The organism is Stutzerimonas kunmingensis, from assembly GCF_900114065.1.
GTDB classification, from domain to species: Bacteria; Pseudomonadota; Gammaproteobacteria; order Pseudomonadales; family Pseudomonadaceae; genus Stutzerimonas; species Stutzerimonas kunmingensis.
Window position 1 is genome coordinate 622788 of the sequence record NZ_FORS01000001.1, and the last position, 18261, is coordinate 641048.

17 protein-coding genes and 3 pseudogenes are annotated in these 18261 nt (G+C 59.1%); 3 read left to right on the forward strand and 17 right to left on the reverse strand.

Annotated features, from left to right (window positions below; translation table 11 throughout):
* Positions 1–590 precede the first annotated feature (590 nt).
* Together BM275_RS03130 and BM275_RS03135 are read left to right on the forward strand one after the other, a co-directional pair.
* Positions 591–1076: pseudogene (locus BM275_RS03130) on the forward strand (REP-associated tyrosine transposase); the annotation flags it as partial.
* 302 nt (positions 1077–1378) lie between these two features.
* Positions 1379–1819 (forward strand): YtoQ family protein, encoded by a 441-nt coding sequence (locus BM275_RS03135; protein ID WP_090519243.1) that lies wholly within the window; start codon positions 1379–1381, stop codon positions 1817–1819.
* A 125-nt stretch (positions 1820–1944) separates the two neighbouring features.
* Here the strand turns inward: BM275_RS03135 and cysN are convergent, their stop codons facing one another.
* From cysN to BM275_RS03150, 3 genes are all read right to left on the reverse strand, one after another.
* Entirely contained in the window at positions 1945–3843 is a 1899-nt protein-coding gene (cysN, locus tag BM275_RS03140; protein ID WP_090519244.1) for a sulfate adenylyltransferase subunit CysN, read from the reverse strand.
* A gap of 11 nt (positions 3844–3854) precedes the next feature.
* Entirely contained in the window at positions 3855–4772 is a 918-nt protein-coding gene (cysD, locus tag BM275_RS03145; RefSeq protein WP_090519245.1) for a sulfate adenylyltransferase subunit CysD, read from the reverse strand.
* Between the two features lie 185 nt (positions 4773–4957).
* Positions 4958–5716, reverse strand: a complete 759-nt coding sequence (locus BM275_RS03150; protein ID WP_090519246.1) for a Nif3-like dinuclear metal center hexameric protein — start codon at positions 5714–5716, stop codon at positions 4958–4960.
* Between the two features lie 161 nt (positions 5717–5877).
* On the opposite strand from BM275_RS03150, the gene algW reads away from it, so the two are divergent.
* The gene (algW, locus tag BM275_RS03155) at positions 5878–7032 is read left to right on the forward strand and encodes a Do family serine endopeptidase AlgW (RefSeq protein WP_090519247.1); all 1155 of its coding nucleotides are present in this window, start codon (positions 5878–5880) and stop codon (positions 7030–7032) included.
* 105 nt (positions 7033–7137) lie between these two features.
* Here the strand turns inward: algW and hisC are convergent, their stop codons facing one another.
* From hisC to BM275_RS03220, 14 genes and pseudogenes are all read right to left on the reverse strand, one after another.
* Positions 7138–8184, reverse strand: coding sequence for a histidinol-phosphate transaminase (hisC, locus tag BM275_RS03160; protein ID WP_090519248.1), 1047 nt, complete (start codon positions 8182–8184; stop codon positions 7138–7140).
* A gap of 112 nt (positions 8185–8296) precedes the next feature.
* The gene (hisD, locus tag BM275_RS03165; protein ID WP_023445908.1) at positions 8297–9607 is read right to left on the reverse strand and encodes a histidinol dehydrogenase; all 1311 of its coding nucleotides are present in this window, start codon (positions 9605–9607) and stop codon (positions 8297–8299) included.
* A gap of 169 nt (positions 9608–9776) precedes the next feature.
* A complete protein-coding gene (gene hisG / locus BM275_RS03170) occupies positions 9777–10409 on the reverse strand; it encodes an ATP phosphoribosyltransferase (RefSeq protein ID WP_003302822.1) in 633 nt (210 codons plus the stop codon).
* A gap of 75 nt (positions 10410–10484) precedes the next feature.
* On the reverse strand, positions 10485–11750 hold the full coding sequence (gene murA / locus BM275_RS03175; protein WP_023445909.1) for a UDP-N-acetylglucosamine 1-carboxyvinyltransferase: 1266 nt from the start codon (positions 11748–11750) through the stop codon (positions 10485–10487).
* 103 nt (positions 11751–11853) lie between these two features.
* Entirely contained in the window at positions 11854–12093 is a 240-nt protein-coding gene (locus tag BM275_RS03180; protein ID WP_014821376.1) for a BolA family protein, read from the reverse strand.
* Between the two features lie 99 nt (positions 12094–12192).
* Positions 12193–12447, reverse strand: a pseudogene (locus BM275_RS03185) (phosphate-starvation-inducible PsiE family protein); the annotation flags it as partial.
* A gap of 93 nt (positions 12448–12540) precedes the next feature.
* Positions 12541–14136 carry a hypothetical protein gene (locus BM275_RS22030; protein ID WP_139229566.1) on the reverse strand — a complete coding sequence of 532 codons (1596 nt, stop codon included), beginning with the start codon at positions 14134–14136 and terminating at the stop codon, positions 12541–12543.
* A 28-nt stretch (positions 14137–14164) separates the two neighbouring features.
* A complete protein-coding gene (locus BM275_RS03190) occupies positions 14165–14629 on the reverse strand; it encodes a phosphate-starvation-inducible protein PsiE (RefSeq protein WP_090519249.1) in 465 nt (154 codons plus the stop codon).
* An 86-nt stretch (positions 14630–14715) separates the two neighbouring features.
* A pseudogene (locus BM275_RS03195) lies at positions 14716–14961 on the reverse strand (phosphate-starvation-inducible PsiE family protein); the annotation flags it as partial.
* Between the two features lie 13 nt (positions 14962–14974).
* Positions 14975–15289: an STAS domain-containing protein gene (locus BM275_RS03200; RefSeq protein WP_090519252.1), complete on the reverse strand. Its 315-nt coding sequence runs from the start codon at positions 15287–15289 to the stop codon at positions 14975–14977.
* A complete protein-coding gene (locus tag BM275_RS03205) occupies positions 15282–15929 on the reverse strand; it encodes an MlaC/ttg2D family ABC transporter substrate-binding protein (protein WP_090519254.1) in 648 nt (215 codons plus the stop codon). The genes BM275_RS03200 and BM275_RS03205 overlap by 8 nt, the downstream gene beginning before the upstream one ends.
* Positions 15930–15940: 11 nt before the next feature.
* The gene (gene mlaD / locus BM275_RS03210; protein ID WP_014821378.1) at positions 15941–16399 is read right to left on the reverse strand and encodes an outer membrane lipid asymmetry maintenance protein MlaD; all 459 of its coding nucleotides are present in this window, start codon (positions 16397–16399) and stop codon (positions 15941–15943) included.
* Entirely contained in the window at positions 16399–17196 is a 798-nt protein-coding gene (gene mlaE / locus BM275_RS03215; RefSeq protein WP_003302833.1) for a lipid asymmetry maintenance ABC transporter permease subunit MlaE, read from the reverse strand. Before mlaE ends, mlaD begins: the two co-directional genes overlap by 1 nt.
* On the reverse strand, positions 17189–18004 hold the full coding sequence (locus BM275_RS03220) for an ATP-binding cassette domain-containing protein (RefSeq protein ID WP_014821380.1): 816 nt from the start codon (positions 18002–18004) through the stop codon (positions 17189–17191). The genes mlaE and BM275_RS03220 overlap by 8 nt, the downstream gene beginning before the upstream one ends.
* Between the last annotated feature and the right edge of the window lie 257 nt (positions 18005–18261).

Here is an 18261-nt window from a genome sequence, read left to right on the forward strand (position 1 = left end):
GTCGGTTACCGCGAACCAACTGCATCCACCACTCAACACCGCAACCGCACCTACCCACTCGAACGTCGGATTACGCCTTCGGCTAATCCAACCTACGTTGCCTGGGCATCGCGGGCGGCGAACCGCTTTCCGTAATCGCGGTATGGCGGATCACTTTCCGTATGATGGAATCGCCGAAGGCGCTTCCGTCGGTTACCGCGAATCGGCTGCATCCACCGCCCAACACCGCAACCGCGCCAACCCACTCGAACGTCGGATTACGCCTTCGGCTAATCCAACCTACGTTGACTGGACCTCGCGGATCGGCGAACCGCTTTTCGTATGATGGAATCGTCGAAGGCGCTTCCGTCGGTTACCGCGAATTGCCTGCAACCATCAACTCGACACCGCAACCGTACCCACCCTCGCGAACGTCGGATTACGCCTTCGGCTAATCCAACCTACGTTGCCTGAACATCGCGGAGCGGTGAACCGCTTTTCGTATGATGGAATCGCCAAAGGCGCTTCCATCGGTTACCGCGACTGGGCCACACCTCCGACGGCTGATCCAACTTACACTTTTGGCTCATTAATACGTCGAGGGGGCAAGGATGCCTAACTATCGTCGCGCCCTGGCTCCAGGGGCGAGCTGGTTTTTTACGGTGAATCTTCTTGAGCGGCGCGGCAATGATTTGCTGGTGCGACACATCGATGTTCTGCGGACCGCCGTCCGGAGCGTGCATCGACTCCATCCCTTTACTATCAATGCCTGGGTGGTTTTACCCGAGCATATGCATTGCGTCTGGACACTACCGCCGGGTGATGCGGACTATTCGCTGCGTTGGCGCTTGATCAAAACGTTCTTCAGCCGCGCCTTGCCCCTGGACGAATACCGTTCGGCTGTACGCCTGCATCGCGGCGAGCGGGGTATCTGGCAGCGCCGTTATTGGGAACACCTCATCCGTAACGAAGCCGATTTCCGGCGGCATATGGATTACGTGTATGTAAACCCACTCAAGCATGGCCTGGTTCGGCGCGTTGGGGATTGGCCCTATTCGAGCTTTCACCGCGACGTTCGTGCCGGGCTGTACCCTGCGGGCGGGCGATCCGGAGCTTGTATTGCCAAGAGCCAAGCGTTCTACTCGCGGCCTGATGCATCCTTCTCCGTAGGATGGAATCGCCGAAGGCGCTTCCGTCGTTTACCCCGAACCGGCTGCATCCATCGCCCAACGTCGAAACCGCACCCACCCTCCGAAGGTCGGATTACGACTTCGGCTAATGCAACCTACGTAAGGCATTGACGGGCTATCGCTGGCCCTCACGCAGCCTGCTGGGCTAGCATCGGTCCCTTCTTGCCGCGAGACATGTCGCAGGCGATACCGATTTTTCAGGAGGAACCATGCCCTTTACCGTTTACCTGTCCGGGGAAATCCATACCGACTGGCGCGTTGAAATCGAGCGTGGCGCCAAGGCCGCCGAACTGGATGTAGTCTTCACTTCCGCCGTAACGGATCACGAAGCCAGCGATGCCGCCGGCGATTGCCTGGGCGCCGAGCCTAATGGCTTCTGGCGCGACCATAAGTCGTCCAAGGTAAACGCGATCCGCACCAAGACGCTGATTCAACAAGCCGATCTGGTGGTGGTGCGCTTCGGCGACAAGTACAAGCAATGGAACGCCGCATTCGACGCCGGTTACTGCGCAGCCCTGGGCAAGCCTTATGTGACGCTCCATGGCGACGACATCGTGCATCCCCTGAAGGAAGTCGACGCAGCCGCCATGGCTTGGGCTACCACCACAGAGCAGGTGGTGGAGATTATTAAGTACGTGGTTCGCGACTGATAGCTGGCGATATCGGCAGGCTGATAGCCTACGTTCGCCGCGAGGGCACGCCTCCTACACAAGCAAAGCAACCGCCATAAACAAAACGCCCTGCATCTGCAGGGCGTTTTTGTTACCGCGACTTGTTAGATCGCACCACGCTGACGCAACAGATCAATGACCTGCTTGGCGCCCTCTTCCACCGTCAGCGACTCGGTGTCGATCACCAGATCGGCATTGCCCGGCACATCGTAGGGGAAGGATTCGCCGGGAATGTTGTCGCCGCCCGCCGCATACAGACCTTGCGGGTCACGTTGCTGGCAGGTTTGCGGTGAGGCCTGGACATAGACGGTAATGGCCCGATCAGCACCAATCAGCGCCTTGGCCTGTTCGCGACCTTCGGCATCCGGCGCGACGAATGCCGCTAATGTCAGTAGACCCGCCTCGTTGAACTGGCGTGCCACATGGGCGGCACGGCGCCAGTTCTCGGTGCGACCGGCGCGATCCTGCGGCAGTCCCTTATTCAAGTCGTGACGCAGGTTCTGGCCATCCAGTACGTAAACAGCACGCCCCATGTCGAACAGCTTACGCTCCACGGCGTAGGCCAAGGTGCTCTTGCCGGCACCGGACAGCCCGGTAAACAGCACAGTGGCAGGTTGCTGGCCAAAGCGGATCGCGCGCTCTTCGGTGGTCACGTGAGCCAGCGCACCGTGATGCCCGGTAGAACCATGAGCAAGCGGATCAGCGATGATCATGCCGGCACCAACGGTGCCGTTGGTGAGCCTATCGATGACGATGAATGAGCCAGTGGTGCGGTTCTGTGCGTAGCCATCCAGGGCAATCGGCGCATCCAGGCTGACCTTGACGCGACCGATTTCGTTGAGCTGCAGGCTGCTCGCCGCGCCATGCTCCAGAGTATTGACGTCGACGCTATGGGTGATGCTGGCAATCGAGCCCGGCACATAGCTGGTGGCGCGCTTGATGTCGTATTTCTTGCCCGGCAGCATCGGCTCTTCGCCCATCCATACGAGCATGGCCTCGAAGCCGTCGGCGATGCGTGGCTGGTTGTCGGCGTGAACCAGCATGTCGCCACGGGACACGTCGATCTCATCTTCCAGCGTCAGGGTGATCGCCTCGCCCGGCGTGGCCTGTTCCAGCTCGCCATCGAAGGTGACGATGGACTTGACCTTGCTGCGCTTGCCGGACGGCAGCACCGTCACCTCATCACCCTTGCGCACGATGCCGCTGGCCAGTGTGCCAGCGAAACCACGGAAGTTGAGGTTGGGACGATTGACGTACTGCACCGGGAAGCGCAGGTCCTCGAAGTTGCGGTCGCCCGCGATCTCGACGCTTTCGAGAATTTCCATCAGCGACCGCCCTTCATACCAGGGCGCGCGCTCGGAACGGTTGACCACGTTGTCGCCCTTGAGCGCGGACATCGGCACGAAGTGCAGCGACGACGGTTTGAGCTCGATACGCTCGGCAAAGGCCAGGTAATCGGCCTTGATGCGCTCGAACACCGACTGGTCGAAGTCCATCAGGTCCATTTTGTTGATGGCCACGACGATGTGCTTGATGCCCAGCAGCGAGGTGATGAAGCTGTGGCGCTTGGTCTGGGTCTGCACGCCGTAGCGGGCGTCGACCAGGATGATCGCCAGGTCGCAGGTGGAGGCGCCGGTTGCCATGTTGCGCGTGTACTGCTCATGGCCAGGAGTGTCGGCGATGATGAACTTGCGCTTGGCGGTGGAGAAATAGCGGTAGGCGACATCGATGGTGATGCCCTGCTCGCGCTCAGCCTGCAGGCCGTCGACCAGCAAGGCCAGATCGACATCATCGCCTGTGGTGCCGGATTTCTTCGAATCGCGGGTGATAGCCTCGAGGTGATCTTCATAGATCATCTTCGAGTCATGCAGCAAGCGACCAATTAAGGTGCTTTTGCCGTCGTCGACGTTGCCGCAAGTCAGGAAGCGCAAAAGCTCTTTGCGCTCGTGCTGGGCCAGGTACGCGAGGATGTCCTCGCTGATCAAATCAGACTGATGAGACATAGTGCGGATCCTTAGAAGTAGCCCTGACGTTTCTTTTCTTCCATCGAACCTGCGCCATCGTGATCGATGACGCGGCCCTGACGTTCGGAAGTACGCGTCAGGAGCATTTCCTGGATGATCTCCGGAAGGCTTGAGGCCGTAGATTCCACCGCGCCGGTCAATGGGTAGCAGCCAAGGGTACGGAAGCGGACCATGCGCTTCTCGATGCGCGCCTTCTCCTCGTCAGTGAGGTGCTCGAGGATGCGCTCGTCGTCGATCATGATCAGCGTGCCGTTCTTCTCGATGACTTCCCGCTCGGCAGCGAAGTACAGCGGCACGATCGGGATCTGCTCGAGGTAGATGTATTGCCAGATGTCCAACTCAGTCCAGTTGGAGAGCGGGAACACGCGGATCGACTCGCCCTTCTTGACCTTGCCGTTGTAGAGATTCCACAGCTCAGGGCGCTGGTTCTTAGGATCCCAGCGGTGCTTGCTGTCACGGAAGGAGTAGACACGTTCCTTGGCGCGGGATTTTTCCTCGTCGCGACGGGCACCACCGAAGGCAGCGTCGAAGCCGTACTTGTCCAGCGCCTGCTTGAGTCCTTCGGTCTTCATGACGTCGGTGTGCTTGGCACTGCCATACGTGAAGGGATTCATGTCCTGCGCCACACCCTCGGGGTTGATGTGGGTGATCAGCTCAAGGCCCATCTCCTCGACCATCTTGGTGCGGAAGCTGTACATCTCCTGGAACTTCCAGCGGGTGTCGACATGCAGCACCGGGAACGGCAGCTTGCCAGGGAAGAAGGCCTTGCGCGCCAGGTGCAGCATTACGGCCGAATCTTTGCCGATGGAATACAGCATCACTGGGTTGCCGAACTCTGCAGCGACCTCACGAATGATATGGATGCTTTCCGCCTCCAGCTGTTTCAGATGCGTCAGTTTGTCGACCATAGCTACTCACGATTTGGCAGATGGACGGCCGGCCGGCCGTGGAATGGGCGCAACTCTAACACGACCTCCAATTCTAATCAGGCCGCCTTTTAGACCTAAAAGCTATAGATTTATATCGACTCTCCGCCGTGCCACGGGACCGTGAAATGGGCGCTCCACGACTCACTGCGCCCGTAGAGCAAGCTTTACGCGGGGTTTGGGCAATCAATGAATTGGTGCTCGATGCCGAAGCGGCTTGCCAGGTACTCACCCAGCGCACGGACCCCATAACGCTCTGTCGCGTGATGGCCGGCAGCGAAGAAGCTCAGGCCATTTTCACGCGCGATATGTGCCGTGGGCTCGGAGATTTCGCCGGTGATATAGGCGTCCACTCCGGCCGCCACAGCCTGATCGATATAGCCCTGTGCACCACCAGTGCACCAGGCAACCCGCCGAATCGAGCCGTTGCCGGCAACCATCAGTGGCTCCCGTCCGAGCACCTCATGGATTCGATGCATGAAATCGGCAGGCGTCAGCGGCTTCTCGAGCGAACCAACCAACCCCACCGAACGCGGATTGCCCGGCTCCAGCGGACCTTCGATGCTAAGACCGAGCAGGGCACCCAGTCGGGCGTTGTTGCCGACCTCGGGGTGGACATCGAGTGGCAGGTGGTACGCCAGCAGGCTGATATCGTTGCTTAGCAACGTTTTCAGGCGGCGCTGCTTCATGCCGACGACGCGGGCATCTTCGTTTTTCCAGAAATACCCGTGGTGGACCAGGACCACATCGGCGCCCGCCTCGACTGCCGCATCCAGTAATGCCTGGCTGGCCGTCACACCGCTGACGATCCGCGCCACCTGAGGACGTCCTTCGACCTGCAGACCATTGGGGCAGTAATCGGCAATCCTCGCGGCATCCAGATACCGGTCTGCTTCCTGAACCAGGGCAGTGAGCGCAACAGTCATGGCAACCTCTTGGTAGATGAAACACGGCTCGATAGATTTCTCGTCGAACCGCCGCGGCAAATCATGCACACATGAAGCTGCATTTCAGTTAGAGCTTCGTATAATGCCGCCACCTTAAGGGGCGCTCCACGCGCCCGCAACTCTGTCCGGACCCCTGCGCGATGTTCAATGCCCTACGTTTTCTCGGCTGGCCGTTGCTGGTCGGCCTGCTCGTAGCACTGCTGATCATCCAGCGCTATCCGCAGCTGGTGGGTATAAAGGAGCACGACATCGGGCTACAGCAGGCACCGCTGGTTGCCAGCGCACCGCAGCAGGGCCCTTATTCGTACGCCAACGCGGTGGCCACGGCTGCGCCAGCAGTCGCCAACCTCTACACCACAAAGGTCATTGAAAAGACCGAGCAGCAACCGCTATCCAAAGACCCGCTGTTTCAACGCTTCTTCAGTGACAACCTGCCCAGGCAGCGGCGCATGGAGTCGAGTCTCGGTTCTGCGGTGATCATGAGTTCCGAAGGCTACCTGCTGACCAACAATCATGTGACCGCCAACGCCGAGCAGATCGTCGTGGCCCTCAAGGACGGCCGCGAAACGCTCGCCCGGGTGATTGGCAGCGATCCCGAGACCGACCTTGCCGTGCTGAAGATCGACCTGGCCGACCTGCCGGCCATAACGCTCGGCCATTCCGATCGCATACGTGTCGGCGACGTCACCCTGGCGATCGGCAATCCCTTCGGTGTTGGCCAGACGGTCACCATGGGCATCATCAGCGCCACCGGTCGCAACCAGCTGGGCCTGAATACCTATGAGGATTTCATCCAGACAGACGCTGCAATCAACCGCGGCAACTCGGGCGGCGCGCTGGTGGATGCCGGCGGCAACCTGATCGGCATCAATACCGCCATCATTTCCGAATCCGGCGGTTCGCAGGGCATCGGCTTCGCGATACCGGTGAAGCTGGCACTGGAAGTGATGAAGTCGATCATCGAGCACGGCCAGGTGATCCGTGGCTGGCTGGGCGTGGAGGTGCAGTCGCTGACCCAAGAGCTCGCGGAGTCCTTCGGTCAGGAAGGACGACCGGGAATCGTGGTGGCGGGTGTCTACCGCGACGGCCCGGCGGCACGTGCCGGGCTTCAGCCAGGCGACCTGATCCTGAGCATCGACGGGGTGCAGTCGGCCGACGGACGCAGCTCGATGAATCAGGTCGCCCGCGCGCGCCCAGGCGAGAACATCGACATCGACATCCTGCGCAATGGCAAGCCACTGACCCTTACCGCCGAAGTTGGCATGCGCCCACCGGTGAACGCGGCGCCGAAATAGCGATGACGCTCCTGCCAAACGAGGGAAATGCAGCAACATGCTGCGCCCCCTCCACCACCTGGTCGGCAAGGGCAGGCAGTAAGCCTGCCCAAACCAGACTCAGCGTCAGCCGAGCGCAGCCAACAGCGCGTGATTCTGCTCCGGCGTACCGATGGTGATACGCAAGAACTGCTCGATACGTGGCTGCTTGAAGTGCCGCACGATCACGCCCTGCTCGCGCAGGCTCGCGGCCACCTCGGCCGCATCGCGCTGCGGATGACGTGCGAAAATGAAGTTCGCCGCCGATGGCAGAACCTCGAACCCCAGCCTTTGCATCGCCGTGACTACCGCCTCGCGACTGTCGATGACCTGCTGACAGGTCTGCTGGAAATGGGCGCGATCCTCGAACGCCGCCGCGGCGCCGGCGATGGCGATACGGTCCAGCGGGTAGGAATTGAAGCTGTTCTTGATCCGCTCCAGCGCCTCGATCAGATCCGGATGGCCGACCGCCAGCCCCACACGAAGACCGGCCAGCGAACGCGACTTGGACAGCGTCTGCGTCACCAGCAGATTCGGATAACGGTCCACCAATGCGATGGCAGACTCACCGCCGAAATCCACATAGGCCTCATCGACCAGCACCACGGATTCAGTGTTCGCCTGCAATAGCTGCTCGATCGCCTGAAGTGGAAGCAGGCAGCCAGTCGGCGCATTCGGGTTGGGGAAGATGATGCCGCCGTTCGGCCGGTTGTAATCGGCCACATCGATCTGGAACTGTTCATCGAGCGCGACGGTTTCGTAGGCGATGCCATACAGCCCACAATACACCGGGTAGAAGCTGTAGCTGATATCAGGGAACAGCAGCGGGCGGTCATGCTGGAACAAACCATGAAAGGCATGGGCTAGCACTTCGTCCGAGCCATTGCCGACGAAGACCTGAGCTGGGCACACGCCGTAATATTCGGCCACGGCGTGCTTCAGCCGCTCGCCGTTCGGGTCCGGATACAGCCGCAGACCGTCGTTGAGCTCGGCCTGCATCGCGGCGATCGCACGTGGCGATGGGCCATAGGGGTTCTCGTTGGTGTTGAGCTTGACCAGCTTGCTCAGCTTGGGCTGCTCACCCGGCACATAGGGAACCAGGTCCTTGACGAAGGGGCTCCAGAATTTGCTCATCTGCCCTTCTCTCCTCGAAATTGATCGGTTGGTCGTGAGGCGATAGTTCAAAACGCCTTGCCGAGTGGCGACGGCGAACGGGCATGAGCCAGTCCGTGCCGGCCGCCCAGCGTCAGCTCTTGATGCGGTACTCGGCGCTGCGCGCATGCGCCGTCAGCGATTCGCCTCGAGCCAGCACCGACGCCACCTTGCCCAACGTCGAGGCACCTTCGGCCGAGCAATTGATGATCGACGAGCGCTTCTGGAAGTCATACACACCCAGCGGCGAGGAGAAGCGCGCCGTGCCCGAGGTCGGCAGCACGTGGTTCGGGCCAGCGCAGTAATCGCCCAGCGCCTCGGCGGTGTAACGCCCCATGAAGATCGCGCCGGCATGCCGAATCTGCGGCAGCCATTGCTCCGGCTCGGCGACCGAAAGCTCCAGGTGCTCAGGCGCGATGCGGTTGGCGACATCGATCGCCTGCTGCATGTCGGCCACCTGAATCAGCGCACCACGGCCTTCGATGGAGGTACGGGCGATATCGGCACGCTCCAGTGTCGGCAGCAGGCGGGCGATGCTTTCGGCGACGCGATCAAGGAAGGCGGCATCCGGGCTGACCAGAATCGACTGGGCATCCTCGTCATGCTCGGCCTGGGAGAACAGGTCCATGGCGATCCAGTCCGGGTCGGTCTGGCCGTCGCAGACCACCAGGATTTCCGACGGGCCGGCGATCATGTCGATGCCGACCTTGCCGAACACATGGCGTTTGGCGGTAGCCACATAGATGTTTCCGGGGCCGACGATCTTGTCCACTGGAGGCACGCTCTCGGTGCCGTAGGCCAGCGCCGCGACTGCCTGAGCGCCACCGATGGTGAAGACCCGATCGACGCCGGCAATGCAGGCCGCCGCGAGCACCAACTCATTGAGCTCGCCACGCGGGGTAGGCACGACCATGACCACTTCCGGCACACCAGCAACCTTGGCCGGAATGGCGTTCATCAGCACCGACGATGGATAGGATGCCTTGCCGCCCGGCACGTAGAGACCGGCGCGGTCCAGCGGGGTGACTTTCTGCCCCAGCACCGTGCCGTCGGCTTCGGTATAGGTCCAGGAGTCCTGTTTCTGCCGCTCGTGATAGCTGCGCACCCGCTCGGCAGCAATTTCGAGGGCCTCGCGCTGTTCCGGGGTAATCCGCTCGAGGGCCTGCTCCAGACGTGCGCGTGGCAGGATCAGATCAGCCATGGAGGCGACCTGTAGTCCATCGAAGCGCTGGGTCAGCTCGACCAGCGCAGCATCGCCGCGCTCGCGTACAGCCTTGATGATCTCCAGCACTCGCTCGTTTACGCCATCGTCGGAAACGCTTTCCCAGCTCAACAGATGATCCAGATGACGTGCGAAGTCGGCATCGGCAGCGTTGAGTCGACGGATGGCGGAGGGAGCGGTCATAGCGGGCCTCATGGTTGGCTAGGCATCGGAAGCGGCCTGCTTCATTGCAATGGCACGAAGCGCAGGCCGGGCTCTCAGGCGCCGCTAGAATATCAAGCCCACCGTGCGGGCACCTGAGAATTTCAGCTATGGCACGGATAGGCAGGCGCGGCGGGGACCGCGAAACGCATCAATGCTGATGCTGCTGAACCGCCGTATGCAGGGTATCGATCAGCGCTTGGATGCGCGCGTGCTGCATCTTCATCGAAGCCTTGTTCACCACCAGCCGCGAACTGATGTGTGCGATCAGTTCCTGGGGCTCCAGGCCATTGGCACGCAGGGTGTTGCCGGTGTCGACGACGTCGATGATCTTATCCGCCAGCCCCACCAGCGGCGCCAGCTCCATCGAGCCGTACAGCTTGATGATGTCGACCTGGCGGCCCTGCTCGGCGTAGTAGCGCTTGGCGACATTCACGAACTTGGTCGCCACGCGCAGGCGGCCCTTGGGCTCCGGCGCACCGACCTTGCCGGCGGTCATCAACTTGCAGTTGGCGATGCGCAGATCGAGTGGCTCGTACAGCCCCTGGCCGCCGTACTCCATCAGCACATCCTTGCCGGCGACGCCGAGATCGGCCGCACCATGCTCGACGTAGGTGGGCACGTCGGTAGCGCGGACGATCAGCAGACGCACATCATCCTGAGTGGTCGGGATGATCAGCTTGCGGCTCTTGTCCGGGTTCTCGGTGGGCACGATGCCAGCTGCGGCGAGCAGCGGCAGGGTATCGTCGAGGATGCGGCCTTTGGACAGGGCGATGGTAAGCATGGAGCACATTTCCTTTGGAACCTCGGGTGGGCCCTCGCTAGTCAAGGGCCCGCTAGCCATCCGTCTCGCGAAAACCTAGCCCGGCACGCGGCGAATCTTCGCGCCCAGCAGCTGCAGCTTCTCTTCGATGCACTCGTAGCCACGATCAATGTGGTAGATGCGATCGATCAGCGTATCGCCCTCGGCAACCAGGCCGGCGATGACCAGGCTTGCCGACGCGCGCAGATCGGTCGCCATGACCGGCGCACCTTTGAGACGCTCGACGCCGGTGACAATGGCGGTATTGCCTTCGACCAGAATCTGCGAGCCCATGCGGTTCATCTCGTAGACGTGCATGAAGCGATTCTCGAAAACGGTCTCGATCACCGTGCCGGTGCCTTCGGCAATGGCGTTCAGCGCAATGAACTGCGCCTGCATGTCGGTCGGAAACGCGGGGTATGGTGCAGTCCGCACGTTGACTGCCTTTGGCCGCTTGCCCTTCATGTCCAACTCGATCCAGTCGCTACCGGTATCGATATGCGCGCCAGCCTCAACCAGCTTGTGCAGCACAGCTTCGAGCAGCGTTGCGTCGGTATCCTTCAAGCGAACACGGCCACCAGTGGCAGCCGCCGCGACCAGATAGGTCCCGGTTTCAATACGGTCGGGCATTACGCTGTAGCGACCACCGCCAAGACGTTTGACCCCATCGATGGTGATGGTGTCGGTGCCGGCACCGGAAACCTTAGCACCCATGGAGTTGAGGAAGTTGGCCAGGTCAACCACCTCGGGCTCACGCGCGGCGTTTTCCAGCACGCTGCGGCCGTTGGCCAGCGCGGCGGCCATCATGATGTTTTCGGTACCGGTCACACTTACCGTATCGAAGAAGAAATGCGCACCACGCAATCCACCGGCAGGCGCCTTGGCCTTGATGTAGCCACCTTCGACGTCAATGTGCGCGCCCATGGCTTCGAGACCACGGATGTGCAGATCGACCGGCCGCGAGCCAATGGCGCAACCGCCGGGCAAGGCAACTTCGGCTTCGCCAAAACGCGCGACCATCGGGCCGAGCACCAGGATCGAGGCGCGCATGGTCTTCACCAGCTCATAGGGCGCAACCAGCGTCTTGATGCTGCTGGCGTCCACTTCGACACTGAGCTTTTCGTCGATGACCGGCTGCACGCCCATGCGACCGAACAGCTCGATCATCGTGGTGATGTCGTGCAGGTGCGGCAGGTTGCATACCGTGACAGGGGTGTCGGCCAGCAAGGTGGCGGCCAGAATCGGCAGGGCGGAGTTCTTCGCACCGGAAATGCGAATCTCGCCATCGAGGCGAATACCGCCGGTAATGATCAGTTTGTCCATGAGTATTCCCGTAAGCCGCAGGCTGTAAGCACTGCCGAAGGGGGCGGCGCAGTCAATTCGACGCGCTCTGCCTGGAATGAGTGGAGGTGCTGGCCGCCAGCGATCAGGCGCGCCCGGCCCAGTCGACGCGACTGAAGAACTTCATGGTGACGGCGTGAATGCTGCCATCTGCGATCCAGGGGTTGAGGTGGGCGTAGATCTGCTGCTGGCGTTTGACCGGGCTCAGACCGGCCAGCTCGTCACTGATCACGTTGAGCTGGAAGTTGCAGCCTTCGCCTTCCACTTCTACCTGGACACCTGGAATCTTCTCTTCCAGGAAATTCTTCACTTCTAGGGCCTGCATGTTCAACCTCGATCGGCGCAGGACGCGCGCGGGCCGATCATCATACAAAAAAGCCCGAAGGCTGCGAACCCCGAACCTCGCCGAACCAACGGAGATGTCTCAATCGAGCGTCTCGGCGCCCTGGTCACGGCTACGCGAATGGCGTGGCCGACCGCTATCGCTTTGCACGGCGGGAAAGCGTGAGGAGGCGAAGCGCACCACCAGAATCGCCAACGCCAGAAGCAGGATCGCACCGGATACGTAGACCACGCCCATGTCAGGACGATGGTGGTGGGAAACATCGGAGATCAACAGGCGGGTCAGCGCGGTAATCGCCACGTAGATCAGGAATCGCACCGGCATGTGGTTGGTCTTGACTAACGCAATTGACCAAAAACCACATTTTTGGATCGGTTATTTACACCGGATTGCGGTTCATAGTAGCCGCTAAGCAACAAACTAGACAACCTAGCCGGGCATCAATACCCAAGGTCTCTCGCTGTCTAAAGACCACTCAATCGTAGAGCCGTCCACTGCACTAACCACATAACTAATTTCACCCGACCCCTTTGATTTAAGCTTGCAGAACAAAGCAATCTCAAATCGATGCAAAGTCCCTAAGACAGGAGGCGGAAGAACATTATTTCCTAAAACATTGATAGCACTATCGCTAGGATTCTCTTTAAACCTAACCCACCCCTTTCCTGAGTCGCCCCAATCATCCAGCGTTCTTTCGATACCACTGAACAATATCCCTTCGCAAATTTTACGACCAGCCGGCACAGCATTAACAACCCCACCGATCAAAGAACTATACTTAGTTATCTGATCAGATTCAAAATCGCTGACACTGAAATCTTTTAGAATCAATGAGTCAGAAAATCTAGCCGCTAGAATCCGACAAGATTCCAGCAAGGTTAAAATATAAAAAAGTTGATCTAGAAATTCGGCTTGCTTTTCAATATCCGGGGAATCAAAAACGATAGGACTCCCCTTATAGTAAAACTCAACAACGAGCCGTGCATCAGCATTCCGCTTTAAAAAATCTTTTGCCCTAGACAGCTTTGGAAAATATGACAGCTTATCCAAGCGTCGACCCAGCCACGGTTCCACGGAATAGTTCACATCGAGATTTGTGCCTACCGCCAACTCCGAGACGACACGAACCTTAATAATCCCTCCCAATGCGCTCCCACTTATGGATATCCCTTTTGCCCCAGAGTGCATGATTGATTCGAAACTAGCCAACTCGTAATCACCAGCATCTTCCGACCGAAGCAGTACATAAGTCTCAATCTTTTTCCCAATGCCTGCGATAGTTAGGCTACCACCCTTCCTGATATTTCTTGACAGGTGTTCAAACAGCTCTGACCCTTTAAATTCAACAGCACGCCCATCTATCTCAACTGCCTCACCGAAGTCTTCCAAACGCCGCAAACCGCTCCAAGAACCGCCAACGTCGCACACGGAAAGACTGACTGTTGGACTATGACCATTCTTGGGACTAATACGATGCGAAACGCCAGTAGCAGTAGCACTTTCCACTATCACTTCGAATCTTTCATCCAGCTCTGATAGCCCCTGCTCATATCCCTCTAACACCTTGGCAACCGAGCCAACCTCGACACTACCAGAAGAGTATTCCAAAACCCCCTGACCGTAAGCGACCCTTACAGCCTTTTCCTTCTCTTGCTGAGTTATTGATCTCTGCCCCACAGACCTCAGTGAGCGTTCTTCTGCCTCAGCCTTCCATGCCAATAAAACCTCTGCAGGAAATCTATGCTCATCTACATCAATCAGCCTAGAACAGGTTTGGCACAGCCAGATACCATTTTCATAAGACCTCCGTAGCTCCTCAGACATTCCATCGCTATATCTGGGGCCGCCCGGCGAGGCTGCGTAAATATGTGCAGCCACTCCTATGCTTACTGACTTTCCAGCAAGAAAACCTGAACCGAGAGTATGAACCCGACAAGTAGGGTTAGAGCAGATATCACCAGCCCTACTCTTAAGAAGAAGTATCACTTGTTTTTTGAAATCGTGTCGCTTAGAAGCTTTTGCCAAGGAGCACCATCCATGAACTTCTATCTACCTAAACGCGGTCTCCAACATCATCGCCCATAGCATTCAAAACCTTGCTTGAAGGGAATTTGTAGGAGGCAAATCTGACAGCCAACACTGAAAGCGACAAAAAGAAAATGCCACCACATAGATATAGAAGCCCTACATCCGGTTTTGGATGATGAGAAACATCACCAATCAAATATCTTGTCAATGCAGTTATAGCGATATAGAGCAGAAATCTAATTGGAAGATGATTTGTCTTAAAATAAATTCCTACCATTGCTCCTAATTCCAAATAGATAAAGAGCAACAGAATGTCATCTATGCTTGCGTGGCCTTTGTTAAACATAGCCACGAACGCCGCCACCGAGGCCCAAGCAGTGGCTGCTCCAATCGCAAACAAGCCAAGATAGTGAAACCCTTCAACCAGCAGGTTCCCTAACGAGTTTGCACGCTCATGCATCCGCTTACGACTGCTATCTGCCCACTTCATAGTTAGTCACCTAAGACGCCACTGGTTCTCTAAGAAACCTAACCTTGCCAGCCGCTCGCACGAAAGGGTGTGTTAGAAATGGCCCTGTTCGTCTTGAAATAGATCCCGACCATCGCACCCAGCTCGAGGTAGATGAACAGCAGCAGGATGTCATCGACCGTGATATGGCCCTTCTCGACCATGCCGAGAAAGGCCATGACCGCCGCCCAGGCCGTCACAGCGCCGATCGCAAACAGCGCCAGGTAGTGGAACGTCTCGACCAGCAGATTGCCCAGCGATTCGGCGAGCTCATGCACGCTATCGCGCAGCTCTTCCGCCCAGCGCAGTTTCATACGGATATTCCTTTCAGACCCGGGATGCTTCCAGCGGCAGGATATCCAGCAAGCCGGACACCTTGGCAATCTTTTCCATATCGTCAGGTAACGCAGTGACGCGCAGTTCGACGCCGGCAGCCTTGGCATCGCGCATGAAGGCCAGTAGGAGAGAAAGCCCGACACTGCTGGACCGCTCGACCGCCGAGCAATCCAGCATCAGTGCCGAGCGGCTGTCCGCGATCAGCGCTCGCCCGGCCTCGCGCAGCGCGGGCCCGCTGCTATAGTCGAGCACGCCAATCATGCGCAGTTCGCCTTCGGCACCACGTTCGATACGCGCCTCACTCATCGCCTGCGGCCTGCTGACCGGCCTCGGTGTCCTTGGTTCGCGCCACCACCTCGGCCCAACCATCGATGGTCTTGTCTAGATCGCCGCCGTTACGCTGCATGGAATCGGCGAACTGATCGCGGAACAGCTTGCCAATGTTAATGCCATTGATGATCACGTTGCGCACTCGCCACTCGCCGGCGTTGACCATGGTGTAGGACACCGGATAGATCTCGCCCTGGCGCCCTACCACCTCCATGCCGACGCTGGTGCGCTTGTCATCTGCCTTGCCGCTCGACGGCAGCACGCGGATCTGCTGGTTGTTGTATTCCAAGAGGGCGTTGCCATAGAACTGCATCAGGCTGCGCTTGAAATTCTCTTGGAAGCGCGTCATCTGCTCTGCCGAGGCGTTGCGCGAATATTTGACGGTCATGATGCTGCGCGAGATGCCTTCGGCATCGACGACCGGGCCGAGAATCTCGTTCAGCGAGTCATAGAAAGCCGCCGGATCGTTGCGGTACTGCTCCTTGTTGGCCTTCAGATCGGCCAGCAACTCATCGGTGGTCTGCTGAATGACCTGGTGGGCTGTCAGCGCAGCGTGGGAGAACATGGGCAGAACGGCCAACAGAATCAGCAGGCCGCGGCGCAAGGCAGTCATCATGTGCATCTCCTTCAATCTTTGTTAACCGAGTTGAGCAGGAATTTGCCGATCAGATCCTCGAGCACAAGCGAGGACTGGGTGTCCTGAATGGTGTCGCCATCGGCGAGCAACTCCTCCTCACCGCCGACGCTGATGCCGATGTACTTCTCACCCAGCAGCCCTGCGGTAAGGATCGAAGCCGTCGAGTCGGCCGGCAGGATGTCGACATCCTGCTGGATTTCCAGCGTGACTCGTCCGGTGTAGCTGTCACGATCCAGGTCGATCGCGGTGACCTTGCCGATGGTCACGCCAGCCATGGTCACCTTGGATCGGACAGTCAATCCGGCAATATTGTCGAAATAGGCATACAGCTTGTAAGTGTCGGCATCAGTAACGCTCAGCCCGCTGACACGCAGTGACAGCAGTAGCAAGGCCAGCAGCCCGGCAAGCAGGAACAGCCCGACACCCATTTCCAGTGTGCGGATACGCATCAGAAATCTCCAAACATCAACGCGGTCAAAATGAAATCTAGGCCGAGCACCGCCAGCGAGGCGTAAACCACAGTCCGGGTGGTGGCACGGCTGATACCTTCGGAGGTCGGGTCGCAATCGTAGCCCTGGAACACGGCGATCCAGGTCACTACCAGCGCAAAGACGACGCTCTTGATAACGCCGTTGAGCACATCGGAACTGAAGTCGACACTGTTCTGCATGTTGGCCCAAAACGAGCCTTCGTAGACACCGAGCCACTCCACCGCCACCATCGCTCCGCCCCAGATACCGACCACGTTGAAGATCAGCGTCAGCAGCGGCAGCGAGATGAAACCGGCCCAGAGGCGCGGCGCGATGATGTACTTGAGCGGATCGACTCCGATCATTTCCAGGCTCGAGAGCTGCTCGGTCGACTTCATGTTGCCGATCTCGGCCGCCAGAGCCGAGCCGGCACGCCCGGCGAACAGCAGCGCAGTAACCACCGGACCGAGCTCGCGCAACAGGGTCAGTGCGACCATCTGCCCAACCGCCTGCTCGGAGCCGTAGCTGCTGAGAATGTTGTAGCCCTGCAGCGCCAGCACCATGCCGATGAAGATGCCGGAGACAACTACAATCGCCAGTGACAGCACACCAACCGAATAGAGCTGCTTGACCAGCAGCGAAAAACCGTTACGCAGCCCGCTTCGCCCGAACAGCGCATGCACGAGAAATATCGTCGAGCGCCCCAGGGCTGCCAGCACATCCAGTCCGGCGCGACCGAGCAGGGCAATCCGATCCAACAACGAACGCTTACGCATCGGTGCCTCTCAGTAGATCGTCGGCATAGGCCGGAGCAGGAAAATGGAATGGCACCGGCCCGTCGGCTGCCCCCGTCATGAATTGCCTGATGCGCGGATTGTTCGACTCCATCAGCTCCGCCGGCGTGCCCTGGCCAAGCACCTGGGCATCGCCAACCACGTAGATGTAGTCGGCAATGGACGCGGTTTCGGCCAGATCGTGCGAGACGACAATACTGGTGATGCCCAGCGCGTCGTTGAGCAGACGAATCAGCCGCACGAGGACGCCCATCGCAATCGGATCCTGTCCGGCAAAGGGTTCGTCATACATCAGAATCTGCGGATCCAGAGCAATCGCCCGCGCCAGCGCGACACGCCGCTTCATACCGCCGGACAGCTCGTCGGGCATCAGCTCGATGGCGCCACGCAGCCCTACCGCTTCGAGCTTCATCAGCACGATGTCGCGGATCATCTCGTCTGGGAGCTTGGTATGCACCCGCAGCGGAAACGCAACGTTCTCGAACACGTCGAGATCGGTGAACAGTGCCCCGCTCTGGAACAGCACACCCATCTGCTTGCGCATGTCGAACAGCTCGCTGCGCGAGAGGCTCGGCAGATTATTGCCCGCCACCCAGACTTCACCACGCGACGGCATCAGCTGCGCAGCGATCAGGCGCAGCAGCGTCGTCTTGCCACAACCGGACGGCCCCATGATGGCCGTAACCTTCCCTCGCGGTATGGCGATATCGACATCGTTGAAAATACTGCGCTCGCCTCGCTTGAAGGTCACTCCCTTCAGCTCGACGGCGAAGTCATTGCAGGCGCTCATCTGGTCTCCTTGCATGCAGTCTGCGAAACAGACGGCTCCCGATGACGCTGGGATACTTTCTGCCCTGACCGTTTTCGGCGGCGCACTATAGCATCGCGCCAGAGGCCGCCCAACCGATGAGCGTTTCGGCAGATGACGAGCGACGCCCCGTTCAGCTTCGGTTCAGCTCAGGCTGATCAAATTGATTGTGCCGGCCCACAGTGATGTGCCGACATTTTCCATGAGCCCGCAACGGATTCTCGCTATAATCGCCGCCT

Coding starts and splice junctions, on each gene's coding strand:
- BM275_RS03180 (WP_014821376.1), bottom strand. CDS start 12,093: ATGCAGGCCCTAGAAGTGAAGAATTTCCTGGAAGAGAAGATTCCAGGT.
- BM275_RS03205 (WP_090519254.1), bottom strand. CDS start 15,929: ATGATGACTGCCTTGCGCCGCGGCCTGCTGATTCTGTTGGCCGTTCTG.
- hisC (WP_090519248.1), bottom strand. CDS start 8,184: ATGAGCAAATTCTGGAGCCCCTTCGTCAAGGACCTGGTTCCCTATGTG.
- algW (WP_090519247.1), top strand. CDS start 5,878: ATGTTCAATGCCCTACGTTTTCTCGGCTGGCCGTTGCTGGTCGGCCTG.
- mlaD (WP_014821378.1), bottom strand. CDS start 16,399: ATGCGTATCCGCACACTGGAAATGGGTGTCGGGCTGTTCCTGCTTGCC.
- BM275_RS03135 (WP_090519243.1), top strand. CDS start 1,379: ATGCCCTTTACCGTTTACCTGTCCGGGGAAATCCATACCGACTGGCGC.
- cysD (WP_090519245.1), bottom strand. CDS start 4,772: ATGGTCGACAAACTGACGCATCTGAAACAGCTGGAGGCGGAAAGCATC.
- BM275_RS03220 (WP_014821380.1), bottom strand. CDS start 18,004: ATGAGCGCCTGCAATGACTTCGCCGTCGAGCTGAAGGGAGTGACCTTC.
- BM275_RS03200 (WP_090519252.1), bottom strand. CDS start 15,289: ATGAGTGAGGCGCGTATCGAACGTGGTGCCGAAGGCGAACTGCGCATG.
- mlaE (WP_003302833.1), bottom strand. CDS start 17,196: ATGCGTAAGCGTTCGTTGTTGGATCGGATTGCCCTGCTCGGTCGCGCC.
- murA (WP_023445909.1), bottom strand. CDS start 11,750: ATGGACAAACTGATCATTACCGGCGGTATTCGCCTCGATGGCGAGATT.
- hisG (WP_003302822.1), bottom strand. CDS start 10,409: ATGCTTACCATCGCCCTGTCCAAAGGCCGCATCCTCGACGATACCCTG.
- hisD (WP_023445908.1), bottom strand. CDS start 9,607: ATGACCGCTCCCTCCGCCATCCGTCGACTCAACGCTGCCGATGCCGAC.
- BM275_RS03150 (WP_090519246.1), bottom strand. CDS start 5,716: ATGACTGTTGCGCTCACTGCCCTGGTTCAGGAAGCAGACCGGTATCTG.
- BM275_RS03190 (WP_090519249.1), bottom strand. CDS start 14,629: ATGAAGTGGGCAGATAGCAGTCGTAAGCGGATGCATGAGCGTGCAAAC.
- cysN (WP_090519244.1), bottom strand. CDS start 3,843: ATGTCTCATCAGTCTGATTTGATCAGCGAGGACATCCTCGCGTACCTG.